Source organism: Pseudomonas citrullilanati (assembly GCF_030580855.1).
GTDB classification, from domain to species: domain Bacteria; phylum Pseudomonadota; class Gammaproteobacteria; order Pseudomonadales; family Pseudomonadaceae; genus Aquipseudomonas; species Aquipseudomonas citrulli.
This window is the reverse complement of the sequence record NZ_JAUQOP010000013.1, coordinates 107,524-124,743: the sequence shown is the minus strand read 5'-3', so window position 1 is coordinate 124,743 and position 17,220 is coordinate 107,524. Positions and strand designations below refer to the sequence as shown.

Below are 17,220 nucleotides of genomic sequence, written 5' to 3'. Positions count from 1 at the left end.
CGGTGGCGAGGGAGCGATCTCCCTCGCCAGAGGTTCCTGGTGACGGCTACTTGGCCGTCTTCTTCATGCCGATCCGCCGCCGCATGTCCGCCGTGATGCTCTGGCGGGTTTTCTTCAGGTCGGCCCACGGTTCGTGCCCCACTTCCGCCAGCCGTTCGTGGACGTTGTGCACGTTCCACAGGTTCGCCCCCTTGAGCTGCGCCACTTCGTCCCGGTAGATCGGCACCGACACCGGTAGCCCTTCGCGGGTCCGCGCGGCATAGGCGCAGATCGTCGTGGCGCCGAGGCCGTTGCGCAGGTAATCGATGAAAATCCGCCCTACCCGGTTCTTCGGGCCCGAGACCGCCGAGAAGCGATCCGGCAGCAGCTTGGCGATGTGGCTGACGATGGCGTGGCTGAAGCCCTTGACCTCGTCCCAGCCGAGTTTGCGAGTCAGCGGCACGACGATATGAATGCCCTTGCCGCCACTGGTCTTGAGAAACGCCTTCAGGCCCAACTCATCGAGGACCGAGAGGGTCAACTGCGTCGCTTCCACCATGCTTTTCCAGGGCAGCGCCGGGTCCGGGTCAAGGTCGAGGACGAAGCGGTCGGGCTTGTCCAGGTCCACCGTCGTGGCGTTCCAGGTGTGCAGTTCCACGGTGCTCATTTGCACCGCGCCGATCAGCGCCTCGGGGTTGTTGATGATCATCACCGGGTGCCCGGTGACGTCCTTGTCCAGGGTCGTGATACCGGGGATCGCCAGGCGCTCGGCGTTCTTCTGGAAGAACAGCTCGCCGGCAATCCCGTCCGGCGCGCGCACCAGTGCCACCGGGCGGTCCGCCAGTTCCGGCAGGATGAACTCGGCGACGCTGGCGTAGTACTCGGCCAATTGCCGCTTGGTGGTACCGGTGGTGGCATCGATGACGCGCTCGGGATGGGTGATCCGCACCTTGCCGTCCATGGCCGATGATTCGCTGGCCTTGCCTTTGGCCTGTGCCTTGGGCTTGGGCTTGGGCTTGGCCGGTGCCGGCTGCGCTTCGGCTTTCGTCTTTGACTGGGTTTTGGTGGCGGCTTTCTGGTCGGCAGGCTTGTCCACGGGTTTCGCCAACTCCTGGGTAATGGCCTTGGCCGGTTTATCGTTGCGCAAGCCATGGAACACGGCGTGGCGCACCGAGCCTTCCTTGGTCATTTCGGCGAACGCCACTTCGGCCAGCAGCGTCGGCTCCAGCCAATGCACGCCCTTGGCCTCGTAGCCGGTGGGCGGGTTGGCCAGCGCGGGCTTCTTGCGCTCCAGGGGCACCAGTTGTTGGTGGATGCTCTTGAGGGTCGTCTCGTTGAACCCGGTCCCGACCTTGCCGGCGTAGCGCAACTCGCCACTGTCGGCGTCGTGCAGCCCCAACAGCAAGGCACCGAACGCACTGCGTGCGCCCTTCGGATCGCTGAAGCCGACCACCACGAACTCCTGGCGATTCTTGCACTTGAGCTTGATCCAGTCGCTGCTGCGGCGGGAGGTGTAGACGCTGCCCACGCGCTTGCCGATCAGCCCTTCCATCTGCATCTGGCAGGCGCTGTTGAGCAGCGCGTCGGGGGTTTCCTCGAACGCATCGGAGAAGCGCAGCAAGGGACTGTCATTGCCCTTGAGCACCGCCTCCAGCGCGGTGCGCCGGTCCTGCACCGCGACTTTGCGCAAATCCATGCCGTTGAGGTAAGGCAGGTCGAACAGGTAATAGGCGATCTGGCCGCTGCTGCCGGCGTCGAAGGCATTTTGCAGGGCCTGGAAATCCGGCACCCCCTGTTCATTGGCGACCACCATTTCGCCGTCCAGCCACGCCGACTCCAGCCCCAGCGCCGCCAGGGCCTTGGCCTGGCTGGGCAGTTTGTGGGTCCAGTCATGGCCGTTGCGGGTGATCAGGCGCACGTCACCGTTGTCGATCCGCGCCATGATCCGGTAGCCATCGAACTTGATCTCGTAGAGCCACTCACCGTCAGGCGCACTCTCCACCAGCGTCGCCAGCTCCGGCTTGAGGGTGTCCGGGATCGGTCCGGCGACCGCGCCATCGAGGGTGGCCTTCGAGCGTTTGCCGGCCGGTTTCGCCTTCACGGCTTTGTCTGGTGGCTTCACCGCCTTTGCCGCCGCAGCCTTGCCCCGCTGCCGGGGCACCAGGGTGCGCTCGCTGAGCACGCTGTCTGGCTCGGCTTGCACCACGTCGTACTCGCTTTCAGGACGGGCCGCGTCGTCCTGATGCTTGATCAGAAACCATTGCTCTTGCTTGCCGGGCATGTGCGTGCGCACCAGGTTCCACAGGCCGGAGAGCTTTTCACCCTGCAGTTCGAACTTGAGCCGGCCCTTTTCGTAGGCCTCGCGGGGATCGTCCTGGGGGATCCAGATGCCGCGATCCCAGACGATGACATCCCCGGCGCCGTAATGACCCTCGGGGATATTGCCCTCGAAGGTCGCGTAGTCCAGCGGATGGTCTTCGACGTGCACCGCCAGGCGCTTGGCCTTGGGGTCCAGTGACGGCCCCTTGGGCACCGCCCAGCTCTTGAGCGCGCCATCGAGTTCCAGGCGGAAGTCGTAGTGCAATCGCGAGGCGTCGTGCTTCTGGATGCAGAATTGCAGGGCATGGGCGGTTTTCGCCGACTTGCGCGGGCGCCGCTTCGCCGCCGGTTCCGAGGTGGCGCTGAAGTCGCGCATGCGGTTGTAGTCATCGAGGGTCTTGCTGGTCATTGTCCACCTGCGACGTGTTGCAGCGTCGGATCGGCCACCGGCAGCCCGGCGCTCTCCGACACCAATTGATCGACCACGCGGCTCAAGGCCTGCTCGGTGGAATCGCCCAGCAGCAAGCCTTGTTCGTAGAGCACGATCTGGCGGTCGGCGCTGGTGCCTTCCTGGACGATGCGCCGCGCCTGCTTGAACACGTCCGGGCAGCCCAGGGCGTCGGCGGTCTCGCCGAAGGTCTGCTCGGCCACGGTCAGCCATTCACCGATGAGCATCGGCTGTTCCTGGCCCTCGGCGATGAACTCCGCCAGGATGCCGTGGCGCTTGGCCCGCCAGCGGTTTTCCTTGAGGGTCCAATGGGAGGTCAGGCTGTACCCGGCGCCTGGCTGGGGTTGGTCGATGGCGTGGGCCACCATCACCCGGAACAGCGAGACGAGGCACAACACATCCTCGACCCGCGGGCAGGCATCGCAAATGCGCAGTTCCAGCGTGGGGTATCGGGATGACGGGCGCAGGATCCACCAGCAATCGCTGGGCTGATGAATCGAGCCGGTGCGCATCAGCAGGTTCACGTAGCCGGAGAACGCCAGTTCGTCCTGGAAGTATTCCGGCACCCCCATGCGCGGCCATTCATCACAGGCCACCTGGCGGTAACTGCTGAAGCCGGTGTAGGCGCCGTTCCAGAACGGTGAGGAGGCACTCAGCGCGAGGAACATCGGCAGCCACGGCAGGATCTCGTTCATCACCCGCACCCGGTCGCGGTCCACCGGCACCTCGACATGCACGTGCAGGCCCGACAGCACGCTGCGGCGCGCCACGCGCTGGTAATCGTCGAACAGTTGCTGGAAGTGCAGCTCGTCGGTGGGTTGCAAGCCCTGGGTGGCCATGGGGTGGGAGCCGGCGCTGAGCAGGCCCAGGCCAAACGGCGCGAGGCACTGGGTCAGGCCGCTGCGCACCCCGGTCAGGTAGTCGGCGGCCTCGGACAGGCTGCGCAAGATGGGCGACGCCATCTCGACCTGGCTCTGGAACATTTCATGGGCGAAATGCTCGCCCAGTTCGGCCCGACAGGCCGCCACGGCCTGGGCAGGCGGCCTGTCGGGCATGCACCGGGTTTGCAGGTCGGTGACGAAGTACTCCTCTTCAATGCCGAACTTCAGACGCCTGTTCATCGACAATCCCTCCGATACCCGCGCCAATGCGGGTCACGACCAACGCCACCACGGCGATCCTTTCCACGTCCTGGTAACCCGGGGTCAGCAGTTCCTCGCCGAACACATCCGGGTCCAATTCCTTGTAGGTCCAACCAAATTCCGCCGAGTCGCGCCACTTCTCCAGGGCTTCCAGGAACGGGTCGCGGCCATCGACCATCGCCACTCCGGTATAGAGCACCAGCGAACCGCCCGGGGTCAGCCGGGGCAAGGCCTGCTCGACGATGCGCAGCGACAGCCCGGCGCCCAATACGCCGCCACCGTGGCGATAGGCGCGCTCCGACGGGTCGGCCATGTACGGTGGGTTGGCGACGATCAGGTCGAAATCGCCCTCGACGTCCTGGAGGACATCGCTACGGGCGATCTCGACGTTGGCCACCTCGCCGAGCGCCGCATTCACCGCCGTCAGGCGCAGGGCCAGCGGGTTGATGTCCAGCGCCAGCACCTGGGCCTCGCGCCGGGCCCGGGCGATCACGATCGCGCCGACGCCAGCGCCGCAGCCGATGTCCACGGCGCGGTGCACCGCGGTGAAGTTCTGTTGCAAATGGGCATGGATCAGTTGGGCGAACCGGTAGCTGTCCGGGCCGAAGAACACCGCGTCGGTCGCCTCGGTGGGAAACTGCGAATGGGCAAACAGCAAACCGTCCAGGCTCGACCAGCGCACCCGACTGCGCAGCAGGCCGTCGCGCTCCTCCAATACTTCAGCTTCCTGCAATTGCCCCTGCTCATCGGCCGAGATCAACCCCGGGGCGAACGGCCGTGACCAGCCAAACACGTCCCGCAGGGTCTTGGAACGTTCGTTGCCAGGCCGCTGGTTGACCCGCTCATGGGTCAGCGGCGTCGGGGTGATGAACCGATAGCCATCGGCTTGCAGCCGCCGGCCCAGTTGCAACAGCGCCAGATCTGAGGTGGACAGGCGTTCTTCCTGATTCATGCAGGGCTCCCTAGCGGATGGCGGACTTGAGTTCGATGAATCGACGCGTGGCCAGCAAGCCGGCCGGGTGGCTGTGGCAACGCGCCGAAAGCCAGGGCATCAGCGTCTGCATCTGTTCGTCGGCGGACTGGCTGCGCAGCGTCTGTTGCAGGCTCTGCACATCCGGATCCTCCACCGGCGTCTGCGGCTCGCCGGTGGTGCCGACGTTGCGGCGCGGACGGCTGCGGTCGCCCTGCTTCAGCCAGTCGCCGGCGATCCAGTCGTGCAGCAGTTGTTTTTCATAGGGGCTGAACACGCCGAACATCGCCGCGCCGGCGCCTTCGATCAACGTCCAGAAGCGGCTGTCCTGCGGGTCCTGGTGACGCTTGATCCAGCCTTTGTTCTGCATCGCATCGAGAAAACCTTCCAACTGGCCGGGGGCCGCCAGCCACTGGTTGACGGTCTTGCCTTCGAACTTGCAGTAGTCGGAATGCATGTGCTGGCCGAACGGGCGCTTGCGTTCGAGCATGTCCAGCACTTCGCGATAGAGGTCGAAGGATTCGATGATTGCCCGGCTGCCCTGCCCCAGGTCGTTGAGGCGATAGCCCAGGCTGACCCGCTGCCAGAACGACTCGCGGTCCGCCGCCATCGGCATCAGTTGCATCAAGGCCTGGACGGCCTTGTGGGCATGGCCGGTGCTGGCGTTGTCGATGGTCACGTGGAGGGTGAAATAGTACGGATCGATGTCCAGCTCGGTCAGTTCGTAGGCGCTGATCAGCAAATGCAAGGGCAACTGTTCGTAGCCCAGGTTGTAGCCGATGACTTCCGGCAGGTACTCATCGCCCGCATAGCCCAGCGCCAGTTGCACCGCGCCTTGCAGGTAGCGCTCGTCGGCGATGTCCGGCATGTCGACCAGGCCGTGTTCGGCGAGCAGCTTGCGGTAGATCACCACATGGTTCTGCCCCGGGTGGCCGTCGCCCAGCTCTTCCAGGTAGGTGCACAGCAGTCCGTCGAACCGGTGGTCGTGCCAGTGTTTCAGCACACCGTATAGCCAGGCCCCGTCCACCAGTTTGGTCGGCGCCACGGCTTGCAGGAAGTACAGGGCGTGGGCCTTGCCGCTGAAGTACTCCCGCGGGCCGCCGCTTTTACGTCGTTCCAGGTAATCGGCGTATTGCCGGGCCACACCGGCGCTGTGCGCTTCGACCCAGGCTTGCAGGGCCTGGGGGTCGTCGGGGGGTTCCTGGGGCAAGGCCTTGGCCTGTTCCAGGCACGACTGGAGAAAAGCCTGGGCGACGGCTTGTTGCTGCGCATCGTCCGGGCCCTGGAGCAGCCGTTCATAGCATTGGCGCACCTGCCCGGCATCCATGACGGGATGGAGGGTGGCAGGCCGGGATTGGAGGGGTGTCAGCGCAGTCATAAGGGCCTCTTTGGTTCACGGCAGGACGCTGAATCAGAACGTCTCTCTTGGTGCAGAGCGCCGGGCATAGGGAAAAATTCCCTTGGATGAACAGGCCGCCGGATAAACGGGGCGATGGTGTTTTAGCGGGAACCCTCGCTTGGCTCCCGGTCTCGAATGCCCATGAGCCCCGCGAAACACATCCCAATGCCAGCCAAGGAGCGACCATGATCTTCACAGTGTGGGTAGCGGTGCTCGGTGCCGTCTTGTTGACCTTGGCCCTCACCTCGTCCTACCTGCGCTGGATGCCGGTGACCACTTCCGCCATGTGCCTGGTGCTGGGGGTTGCCATCGGCCCGGCGGGGCTGGGGTTGCTGAAACTGGACATCGCCGATTCGTCCGTCTGGATGGAGCACCTCACCGAGATCGCGGTGGTGTTCTCGTTGTTCGTCAGCGGCCTCAAGCTGCGCCTGCCCCTGAACAACCGCACCTGGCGCGTCGCCTATGGGTTGGCGGGCCCGGTGATGATGCTGTCCATCGCCGGTCTGTGCCTGGCGCTGCATTACCTGTTCGGCCTCGGTTGGGGGGTGTCGATGCTGATCGGGGCGATGCTGGCGCCCACCGACCCGGTACTGGCGGCGCTGGTCCAGGTCAACGATGCGCGGGACGACGACCGGGTGCGCTTCGGCCTCTCCGGTGAGGCCGGGTTGAACGATGGCTCGGCCTTCCCGTTCGTGATTCTCGGGCTGCTGATGATGCGCGGCGACGGCAGCGGCTTTCTCGGCGAGTGGGTCTTGCGCAATGTGCTGTGGGCCGTGCCGGCGGGTTTGCTGATCGGCTATTGGATGGGCCGCGGGATTGGCAAGCTGACCTTGTCGATGCGCATCAAGAACGCCGACAGCACGCTGTCGCCCAACGACTACCTGGCCCTGGCGCTGATTGCCCTCGCGTACGTCGCCGCCGAGTCGGTGCATGCCTATGGCTTTCTCTCGGTATTCGCCGCCGGGCTCGGCCTGCGCCAGGCCGAGGTGCAAGCCGCCGATGAAGAGGATGCCCCGCCGGCGGAACACCTGGTGCAACCGGTGGTTGGCCACGAGGCCGTCGACCCGCGCCAGGCCGTACTGGGTGACACCCAGGCCCTGGGCGATGGCCAGGTGGCCGCCGGGGTGATGATGAGCGACATGCTGGCCTTCGGCAGCCTGGTGGAGCGCGCGATGGAGGTGTTCCTGGTGACGCTGCTGGGGGTGGTGCTCGCCACGCATTGGGATTGGCGGGCCCTGGCCATTGGTGCCCTGCTGTTCGCGGTCATCCGGCCATTGAGCGTGCTGGCCATGCCGTGGGGTCGCCTGCTGGACGGACCACAACGGTTGCTGATCGGCTGGTTCGGCATTCGCGGCATCGGCAGCTTGTTCTACCTGTTCTTTGCCTTGAACCACGACCTGGCGCCGCCAGCGGCGCAGCTGTGCATCAACCTCACGCTGTCGGTGGTAGCCCTGAGCATCCTGGTCCATGGGGTCAGCACACAACCGACCCTGGCCTGGTACGAGCGCCAGAAAACGCGCTGAGTCTCAGCCCACCGGGTCCGTGACCTGGATAAGCACTGCATACGCCCCCAATAGCACCCAGAACGTGGCGAAGATCCACGGCGTGCGCACGGAAAACAGCAACGACTTGCGGTAGCCCTTGTGGGTCGATTCCCGTTCGCTGAACAACGGCGATTCATCGTAGACCAGGCCCATGACCGGCTCGGCCCGCAGCAATTCGCTCTGCTTGAAGTGCCAGTGGTCGATAATCTCGTAGGCGGCTCGAATTCCCGGCCAGGCGTTGAGCGAACTCAAGAACCCCAGCAGCGCCAGGAACGGCGGCACGACCAGGGTGAAGAGCTTGCCCCATTCCGGGTTCAGGTTGGCCATGCACGAGGCAAAGGCGATCACCAGGAAGGACTGGGCAGCCAGGTAGGCATCGGTCCGATTGGCGAGGATGCTGGTTTCGTACTGGATCTCGCGGCGGTAGAAATCCAGTCGCTCCTTGGGCGAACCGAACAGTTTGGCGTTGTGTTCGGTCAATTCTTCTTCCGGCACCTGGCCGGTCAATATTCTGGGCATTGCGTGAACGATCGCTGGTGACAAGTCGGGATCGTTGGAAACCGTGGCCACCGGGCAAGTTCAAGGCAATGGACCAGAGGCACCCAGGCTCTGCCTGAAGAGCCCTGATACTCGGTCATGCCGCGTTGAAGACCGGCTCGCCTCACCCTCGTCTCAAGACCTTTTACACAGAGCCTACGTCATCGCCTGCCCGATGACCTGCACCAGGTCGATCTGCTTGAACGGCTTGGTCAGGCGCGGCAATTCACTGGCGAAGCCCTCCAGCCGTTCGGCGTAGCCGGTGGCGAGGATGATGGGCAGGTCCGGCTGCCGGTCGCGCAGCGACTTCGCCAACTGGGCCCCGTCCATCTGCGGCATGGCCATGTCGGTGATCACCAGGTCGATGTCCGGGTTGCGCGCGTGCAACTCCAGGGCCTGGGATCCGGAGTGCGCAGACAGGACCCGATGCCCGAGGTCTTCGATCAACAGGCGGGTACTGGTCAGCACCAGGCTGTCGTCGTCCACCACCAGCACCAGCAATTCTTGGACCGCCGGCGCCGTCGTTGCCTCGATCGCGGTCTTCTCCGGCGCCGAGGTGTCGGCCAGCGGCAACCACAGTTGCGCACTGGTGCCGACGCCTTTCTGGCTCTTGAGGATCAAGCGGCCGCCCAGCTGCTCGGCCAGGCCGTGCACCATGGACAAGCCCAGGCCCGTGCCCTTGCCGACGCCCTTGGTGGTGAAGAACGGGTCCACGGCCGAGGCCAGCGTCGCCTCGTCCATGCCCTCGCCTTCATCGGTGATCGACAGGCAGACATAGCGCCCCGGCTTCAGCGGCGCCTGCGGCCCGGCCTCGTCTGCCTGGCACTCTTCGGCGGCGATCAGGATACGGCCGCCGTGGGGCATGGCGTCCCGGGCGTTGGTCGCCAGGTTGAGGATGGCCAGTTCCAGCTGGTTGACGTCGGCCAGCACCGGCGACAGCGTCTCGGCAAAACGGGTCTGGAGGTGGATCGAAGGGCCCATGGAGCTCTGCAGCAAGCCACTGATGCCCTGCACCAGCGCCGGCAACTCGACCGATTCGGAACTGAGTTTCTGCCGTCGGGCAAACGCCAGCATCCGTTGGGTCAGCGATACGCCCCGCAACGCGCCCTGGGTGGCGTTGTCGAGCAACTGGGCAACTTTCGGATCGCCGGGCATGCGCTTGCGCACGATCTCCAGGTTGCCGAGGATGACCGTCAACAGGTTATTGAAGTCGTGGGCGATGCCGCCCGTGAGCTGGCCGATGGCGTGCAGTTTCTGCGACTGGAACAGGGCCTCGCGCGCCTGCTCCAGGGCCTGCTGCGCCTGGGTGGCATCGGTGATGTCGCGGGTGATCTTGGCAAACCCCAGCAGGGTCCCGGTGTCGCTGCGGATCGCATCGATGACCACGTGGGCGAGGAATCGCGTGCCATCCTTGCGCACGCGCCAACCCTTCTTTTCGAAACGGCCCTCGCTGGCGGCGACGCTCAATGCCCGTTGCGGTTCACCGGCGGCACGGTCCTCGGGGGTGTAGAACATCGAGAAATGCTGGCCGATGGCTTCGATCGGCAGGTAGCCCTTGATGCGCTGCGCACCCTGGTTCCAGTTGGTGACCTGGCCGTCAGGGTCGAGCATGTAGATGGCGTAGTCGGTGACGCTTTGCACCAGCAGGCGGAACTGCTGCTCGCTTTGCTTGAGGGTTTCCTCGGCCATCTTGCGGTCGGTCAGGTCGCGGGTGATCTTGGCGAACCCGAGCAACTCCCCGCTCTGGCTGTCGATGATCGGGTCGATGACCACGTGGGACCAGAACAGCGTGCCGTCCTTGCGCACCCGCCAGCCCTCGCCCTCGAAACGCCCCTCGCGCACGGCGGTCTCCAACGCCCGCTGCGGCAGGCCGGCGGCGCGGTCCTGTTCGGTGTAGAAACGCGAGAAATGCTCGCCGAGGATCTCCGCTTCCTCATACCCCTTGAAACGCCGGGCACCGGAGTTCCAACTGGTGATGATGCCCGAGGGATCGGTCATGTAGATCGCGTAGTCGACCACGGCGTCGATGAGCAAGCGAAAGCGCTGCTCCTGGTTTATGCGCGGCGTCTGGGGGTTATTCTCAAGCATCTGGCCGAAGCATCCGTATGGATTTTTGCGAAGTATGGAGCAAGTCGTGCGCGAGGAAAAACAATTGCAACCCCAAGCCCCCACGGCGGGGTGTGGCAGGCCCTGGATCTGGAATCGCCCGGCATCAAACTGTGGGAGCGCGCCTGCTCGCGATAGCGTCGTGGCTGGGCCGGTGATGTTGAAGGTGCCGCCGTCATTCGCGGGCAAGCCCGCTCCCACAAGGGATTGGCGGTGGGTCGCAGGTGTGTGAGCAACCGAGATCCAGTGTGGGAGCGAGCCTGCTCGCGAAAGCGGTGGGGCAGCTTGCATTGATGTTGGATGTGCTGACGCCATCGCGAGCAGGCTCGCTCCCACAGGGGGCGTGGCAGGTTTGGGATCAATGGGCAGCCTGGAACGGGGCGGTGGGTGGGTGTTCGGCGTTGACAGCCCACCAGCGTGGCAGCAGTCGTTGCACCTGCGCTTCACCGAACCGGTCATCGATGAGCATCACCACCCCGTGGTCCTGCTGGGTGCGGATGACGCGTCCGGCGGCCTGCACGACCTTTTGCAGGCCGGGGTACAGGTAGGTGTAGTCATAGCCATCGCCGAAGATCGCCGCCATGCGCTGCTTGATCTGCTCGTTGACCGGGTTGAGCTGGGCCAGCCCCAGGGTGGCGATGAAGGCGCCGATCAGGCGTGAGCCGGGCAAGTCGATGCCTTCGCCGAACGCCCCGCCGAGCACTGCGAAGCCGATGCCCTGGCTGTGTTCCATGAAGCGTTCGAGGAAGGCCTGTCGCGGGGCTTCGCCCATGCCACGCGATTGCGTCCAGGTGGCGATCCCGGGGTGCCGCTCGGCGAACAGCCCGGCGACTTGCTGGAGGTAATCGAAGCTGCTGAAGAACGCCAGGTAGTTGCCCGGACGCGCGCTGAACTGGCGAGCCATCAACGCGACGATCGGCTCCAGGGAGGCCTGGCGGTGGGCGAAGCGCGTGGAAATCCGGCTGACCACCTGGACGTCCAACTGATCGGCCCGGAATGGCGATTCTACGTCGATCCACACCGTGTCGGCCGGGGTGCCGAGCAGGTCGGCGTAGTAATGCCGCGGGCTCAGGGTGGCGGAAAACAGCACGCTGGCGCGGGCCGCCGTCAGCCGGGGGCGCAGGAAACCGGCTGGCACCACGTTGCGCAGGCACAGCGTCGAGGCGCTGCGCTGGCGGCCGAATTCACGCTTATGGATATCGAACAGGAATTGCTCGTCGAACGACTCGGCCACCCGGCCAAACTGCAAGGCGTCGAAGTAGAACGCCTGCAAGTCGCCGTCCAGCCCCTGGGGATGCTCGTTGAGATAATCGCCAATGGCCGTGGTGCAGGTGCCCAGGGCCTGGAGGAATTTGTCGGGCAATTGCCCATGGGCCTGGTACGCCGCCACTTGCGGCGCGTGCAAGGCGTTCCACTGGCGATTGACCCGTTCCAATGGTTTCTTCAGGGCCTCGGGGGCGGTCTTGCGCACCGCCGCCAAGCCCGACTGATCGAGGGTCGCGCTGTACATCTGGCGACCGCGCTCCACCAGGTTATGGGCTTCGTCCACCAGGGTCGCGACCTTCCAGCCATTGGCCTGGGCCAGGCCGAAGAGCAAGGCGCTGAAGTCGAAGTAGTAGTTGTAGTCGGCCACCACCACGTCGGCCCAGCGGGCCATTTCCTGGCTGAGGTAATACGGGCAGACCTCATGGGCCAGCGCGACCTCGCGCAGCGCCGCCTGGTCGAGCAGGGTCACCTGGCTCGCGGCCTCGCGCGCGGCCGGCAGCCGGTCGTAGAAGCCCCGGGCCAACGGGCAGGATTCACCATGGCAGGCTTTGTCCGGATGCTCGCAGGCCTTGTCCCGGGCGATCATCTCCAACACCCGCAACGGCATCGTCGGCGCGCTGCGGGTGATCACCCGGGCGGCGTCCAGCGCGAGTTTTCGCCCGGGGGTCTTGGCCGTGAGGAAGAACACCTTGTCCAGGTGCTGCGGCGCCAGGGCCTTGAGCATTGGGAACAGCGTGCCAACGGTCTTGCCGATGCCGGTGGGGGCCTGGGCCATCAGGCACCGTCCGGTGCTCACGGCCTTGAACACCGACTCGGCGAGGTGCCGTTGTCCGGGGCGGAAACCGGCATGGGGAAAGACCAGCGTCTGCGCCCCCAGGTCGCGGGCGTGCCGATGGGCCATTTCCTGCTCGGCCCAGGCCAGGAACAACGCGCACTGGGCTTCGAAGAACGCCTGCAGCTCGCCGGCCTCGAACCCTTGCGTCAGGCAGGTTTCCTTTTCGCTGGCGACGTCGAAATACACCAGTGCCACGTCGATGCGCGCCAGCTGCAATGCATGGCACATCAACCAGCCGTAGATCTTCGCCTGGGCCCAGTGCAACTGCCGGTGATTGGCCGGTTGCCTGGCCAGGTCGCCGCGATAGGTCTTCACTTCTTCGAGGCAGTTACGCAGCGGATCGTAGCCATCGGCCCGGCCTTTGACTGTCAGCGCCTGGTACTGACCCTCCAGGCTCACTTCGGCCTGGTAAGCCTCGCTGCGCCGCGACGCCACGGTGCGATGGCCGGCCATGCCTTCCAGGGCCGTGGGCGATGGCGTGAAGCGCAGGTCGAGATCGCCCACCTTGGCGGTGAACTCGCACAAGGCCCGCACGGCGATGCTGTAGCCCGGTGCGGCGCTCATGCGCCCTGCTCCGCATCCTGCGGCTGCCATTGCACGTAGCACACCGCCACCGGCATCCGGTGTTCATGGCAGAACTCCAGCCAGCGCAATTGATTGTCTTGCAGTCGATCCCCCGGGCCCTTCACCTCGATCATGCGGTAGGCCTTGTGCCCCGGCCAGAACTGGATCAGGTCCGGCATGCCGGCGCGGTTGGCCTTGATGTCCAGCAGCAAGCGGTTGAACCAGTGCTTGAGGTGTTCGGCCGGCAAGCAGTCGAGGGCCTGTTCCAGCAACGTTTCGGACAGCGCGCCCCAGAACACGAACGGCGACTGGATGCCCCACTTCTCGGCGAAACGACGGACAATGGTGTGCCGATAGCGGCCATCGTCCAGTTCAGCCAGGCACGCCGCGAACAATTCGGCCCGCCGGGCATGGAAGTCTTCGCTGAGCAGGTCCACCGGGCCACGCTGGAACGGGTGGAAGAACGCCCCCGGCAACGGCGCGAAAATCGCCGGCCAGCACAGCAGGCCGAACAGTGAATTGACCAGGCTGTTCTCGACGTAATGCACCGGGGCGGCTTCCTCGTGCAGGTGAGCCTGGACGTGATACTCCACCGACAAGGCTGGATCGACCCTGGGCAGTTGCAGGTCCAGCCGCTCCACCTCCCGGGCCAGGCTGCGCGGCACCGGCGGCCCCCCGAGCTTGCGCCGCAGCCGGGGCACGATCCGGAGCAGGGCCTGGTTTTCGGCGGCACTTTGCGGTGCCTGCGCGGCGGCTTCGCCCAGCTCCAGGGCCAGGGCGTATTCGCCGACGCGCTCCAGCACGCGGATCATCCGCAACCGTGCGCCGGGGTAGGTGCACGCGCGGTAGATGCACAAGGCCAGGGCGAAGTCGCCGATACGCTCGCCATGCTGGCCGATCTGGTACAGCAACTTGCCGCGTCGGCGCTCCAGCCATGGATTGTCCAACACCAGGGCATTGACCTGGTCGACGATCTCTTCCAGCGCCTCGCCGGCTTCGAAACGCTGCTGGCAGGCGTGGAGGAACACGCAGGCATAGACGTCCTGGCGGCTGCGCAAGCCGCGGGACTCGGTACTCAATTCGACGGTTTCGTAAGTGAAGATGCCCAGGTCCGCCAGGACGAATTCCGACCAGTCCTGGTAGAGGTTACCGAAGAACATCAGCCGCAACCGGTCGCAGAGCGGCATGATCGTCAGGCTGTACAGGCGATCGTCGAGCTGCGGGCACCAGGCGCTGAAGGCCTGCGGCTGGCTGGCGCGCTCGGCGACGACCTGGAGCCACTCGGTCTTTTTCGCCTTGGGTTGGTCGATCAGGTGCCCGAGGCATTGAAGGATTTCCGCTTTCAGCAATACCTCGAACAACTCGGTAACCCCCAGCGCGGCCTGGTCTTCGACCCAGCCCAGGGCCAGCAACGGCTGCACGGCGACGCCAATGTCGCCGATTTCCGGGTAGTGGAGCTTGCTGTGGCGAAACCGCAGCCCCTTGCGCATGACCATCCGCACCAGCAAGCCTTGGGAGGCCCGGGGTAGCACTGTGAAATCATCGACGAAGCGCTGTTCTTCGAGGCTGAGCACATCGGCGTAGCGCTGCGTCAACCAGCCCAGCACTCGCTGGAAGTTGTTCAGGTAATAGAAGGGATCGTCGAGGGAACTGGCTGTCACGGGAAGAAGCGCCACGGGTGCTGGGGTACTGTTCATGCATACAGATAACAGCTACAGATACCCTGGGCAACTGCAAAAGATGAACGGTCTCCTATATTTAGAGATGAAATCCTTCGACAAGTGATGAACTTTCCTACAGCGAGCGGGACAAATGGCGGTTACCTAAGTGATGGCGCAGTCGCATCAGCCGGACCGCGTCCTTTTGATCGAGAGGTTTGGATATGAACATCAGGTTTCTAAGCCTGCCCATGGCCGCCGCGGCCTTCCTGACACTGGCCGGTTGCTCCTCGCCTACCGTGGTGACCTTGCAGAACGGTACCCAGTACCTGACCAAGGACGCCCCCAACACCCGTACCTCCGATGGTTTCTACGAGTTCGAAGACATCGCCGGCAAGAAAGTCCGGGTGCGCGCCGACGACGTCGCGACCATCCGCAAGGAAGATTGATGGCCCTGTTGGCAAGGAGGCGTGCTCGCGCCTGAGCACGCTGCCCAGCGGTCACACGCCTCTTCGCCCACCGCTCACTCATTCACCGGTCAGGCGAACACGATACCCTCGCCGCCCACCTGCCCCATTCCGACACCCACCAGGGTCACCGAGTTGTCCCCTACCTGCAACAACGTGTCGCTGCCCACCTGGGACAGGTGCTGGCGATAGTCGAAACCCTCTCCTGCCCCTTGCACACCGATGAACACCAGCTTGTCGCCGGCGTCGAAACCGCTGATGCGATCCTGGCCAAAGGCGCCGTTGAAGATGAAGGTGTCGCTGCCGCCGCCCGACTGCATGACGTCGTTCCCCACGCCGCCGACGAAGGTGTCGTTGCCCGCCCCGCCCAGCAACAGGTCGTCGCCGGCCTGACCGAACAGCCAGTCCCCCGTCCCGTGGGCCACCAGGCTGTCATGGCCCACCGTGCCCTTGACCGCCTGCGCATACGCCGTGAGCTTACCGCTGGCCAGCAGGCCATTGGCGGTGACGTCATGGCTGACCTCGTCCTTGAGCACACCCCATAGCGCGCCAGGCTCCTGGCTCACCAGGGTGCCGATGTCGCGGGTGATGCTGATCCCGCCGTGGGCGTCGCGCACGTACAGCGTCCCGGCGCCATCGCTGGCAAACGTGAAGTCGTTCACCGACTTTTGCAGTTGCAGGCTGTTGTGCCCCTGCCCGCCGAGGATCACGTTGTAGCCGCCACCGCCGCGGAAGGTATCATTGCCGGCGCGGCCTTCCAGGTAGTCATTGCCCTGGCCACCCTGGATCAGATCGTTCTTGTCGCTGCCGAGGATGAACGTGCTGCCGGTGTGGGCCTCGGCGTTGCGGTTGAGGTCCTGTACCCAGGTGTTGGCGCGGGCCGGGTCCGACAGGTTGGCGACGACGATGGTCGAGTCCTTGTGCGTGAGGTCGTAGAACGCCGAGTCCATGATCCGGCCCATGCCATCGCCGTAGCCGGTGGGCAAGTGGGAGATCCAGGTGGGGATGTTGAGGATGGAAAACGGCAGTACGTTCCACGCGGTCGAGGCGTAATGGTCGTTGAAGCTGACGATGTTGTCGGTGGCCGAGACCTTCTGCGCATCGTGCACGCCCACCGACGCCAGGTTGAACGTCGAACCGTCCAGCGCCCGGAACACCGGGTCGTTCTCGTAACCGATGTTCAGCACCTTGTCGGTACCGCTCTGGGTCGGCGACGCATAGGCGATGTAGTTGGCGTCGTTGTAGAACCCCGACCAGCGGCTGCCGCTCAGGTCCGCCAGGCTGTTGACCGCCAGGCCACCGAGGCTGTGGCCGCTGACCAGCACGTCCGCGCCGGTGAGGCCATGGGCCTGGGCGAACCGGGCGACATCACCGAGCAGGTTGCCGAAGGCTTCGCCGGCATAGTGCTTCGCGTAGTCCTTGGGGCCCAGCGCGGCCATCACGTCATTGATCACATCGCCAATGGAATCGCCGATCAGGTCCTCCCGCGGGCCGCTGGTCCCGCGGAACGACACGCCGATTTCCGTGAGATGGCCGGCTGTGTCGTACTTGCCCAGGATCTCCGCCTGGGCGGTGGTGTAGCCGGCCTTTTCACCGAAGAACGTCCCACGCCCGTCGACCTTGCCGGCGTAGCCCAGTTGCGCCGCGCTGATGGGCGTCCAACCGGCCTTTTGCACCGCCTCCAGCGCGAGTTTTTCCGAGTCGGGGTTCCACGGCACGCCGGGAATCACCCCTTGCGAGTCGGTGCCGCCCAGCAGCGCAGTGACCAGGGTCGCCGGCAGGCCAGCACCGAAACCGTATTGCTGGTAACCGGCGGCGAAGCCGTTGTCGAGGTTGTGGTAGGCATACAACATGATCGCCATCGCATCGCCGACCAGGGCTTTGGATGCTTCGGTGCCGAAGGTCTTGTAGTCATAGATACCCATGTCCTGCTACCTCTTTTCTTGTTGTTGGAATATTGGAGAAACCCTGGAAGAAGATGCTGTG

Annotated in this window: 11 protein-coding genes; 2 read left to right on the top strand and 9 right to left on the bottom strand. The window is 64.9% G+C overall.

Features of this window, described 5'->3' with window-relative positions; translation table 11 throughout:
- Positions 1-46: 46 nt before the first annotated feature.
- The 4 genes from ligD to Q6A48_RS11715 are packed head-to-tail and all read right to left on the bottom strand — an operon-like array spanning position 47 to position 6,236.
- Positions 47-2,707: a DNA ligase D gene (gene ligD / locus Q6A48_RS11730; RefSeq protein WP_304554277.1), complete on the bottom strand. Its 2,661-nt coding sequence runs from the start codon at positions 2,705-2,707 to the stop codon at positions 47-49.
- Positions 2,704-3,867, bottom strand: a complete 1,164-nt coding sequence (locus Q6A48_RS11725) for a carboxylate-amine ligase (RefSeq protein ID WP_304554276.1) — start codon at positions 3,865-3,867, stop codon at positions 2,704-2,706. The genes ligD and Q6A48_RS11725 overlap by 4 nt, the downstream gene beginning before the upstream one ends.
- Entirely contained in the window at positions 3,839-4,840 is a 1,002-nt protein-coding gene (locus tag Q6A48_RS11720; protein WP_304554275.1) for a methyltransferase, read from the bottom strand. The genes Q6A48_RS11725 and Q6A48_RS11720 overlap by 29 nt, the downstream gene beginning before the upstream one ends.
- A gap of 10 nt (positions 4,841-4,850) precedes the next feature.
- Complete coding sequence (locus Q6A48_RS11715; protein WP_304554274.1) at positions 4,851-6,236, bottom strand: iron-containing redox enzyme family protein; 1,386 nt, start codon at positions 6,234-6,236, stop codon at positions 4,851-4,853.
- Positions 6,237-6,442: 206 nt separating this feature from the next.
- Between Q6A48_RS11715 and Q6A48_RS11710 the strand changes: the two genes are divergently transcribed.
- The gene (locus Q6A48_RS11710; RefSeq protein WP_304554273.1) at positions 6,443-7,780 is read left to right on the top strand and encodes a cation:proton antiporter; all 1,338 of its coding nucleotides are present in this window, start codon (positions 6,443-6,445) and stop codon (positions 7,778-7,780) included.
- Between the two features lie 3 nt (positions 7,781-7,783).
- Here the strand turns inward: Q6A48_RS11710 and Q6A48_RS11705 are convergent, their stop codons facing one another.
- From Q6A48_RS11705 to Q6A48_RS11690, 4 genes are all read right to left on the bottom strand, one after another.
- Positions 7,784-8,320, bottom strand: a complete 537-nt coding sequence (locus Q6A48_RS11705; RefSeq protein WP_304554272.1) for a hypothetical protein — start codon at positions 8,318-8,320, stop codon at positions 7,784-7,786.
- A gap of 174 nt (positions 8,321-8,494) precedes the next feature.
- Entirely contained in the window at positions 8,495-10,426 is a 1,932-nt protein-coding gene (locus tag Q6A48_RS11700; RefSeq protein WP_304554271.1) for a hybrid sensor histidine kinase/response regulator, read from the bottom strand.
- A gap of 376 nt (positions 10,427-10,802) precedes the next feature.
- Positions 10,803-13,109 carry an ATP-dependent DNA helicase gene (locus Q6A48_RS11695; RefSeq protein ID WP_304554270.1) on the bottom strand — a complete coding sequence of 769 codons (2,307 nt, stop codon included), beginning with the start codon at positions 13,107-13,109 and terminating at the stop codon, positions 10,803-10,805.
- The gene (locus Q6A48_RS11690) at positions 13,106-14,770 is read right to left on the bottom strand and encodes a VRR-NUC domain-containing protein (protein ID WP_304554269.1); all 1,665 of its coding nucleotides are present in this window, start codon (positions 14,768-14,770) and stop codon (positions 13,106-13,108) included. Before Q6A48_RS11690 ends, Q6A48_RS11695 begins: the two co-directional genes overlap by 4 nt.
- A gap of 221 nt (positions 14,771-14,991) precedes the next feature.
- On the opposite strand from Q6A48_RS11690, the gene Q6A48_RS11685 reads away from it, so the two are divergent.
- Positions 14,992-15,216 (top strand): YgdI/YgdR family lipoprotein, encoded by a 225-nt coding sequence (locus tag Q6A48_RS11685; RefSeq protein WP_304554268.1) that lies wholly within the window; start codon positions 14,992-14,994, stop codon positions 15,214-15,216.
- A gap of 89 nt (positions 15,217-15,305) precedes the next feature.
- Here Q6A48_RS11685 and Q6A48_RS11680 read toward each other — a convergent pair whose 3' ends face one another.
- On the bottom strand, positions 15,306-17,159 hold the full coding sequence (locus tag Q6A48_RS11680; protein WP_304554267.1) for a polyurethane esterase: 1,854 nt from the start codon (positions 17,157-17,159) through the stop codon (positions 15,306-15,308).
- Positions 17,160-17,220 lie beyond the last annotated feature (61 nt).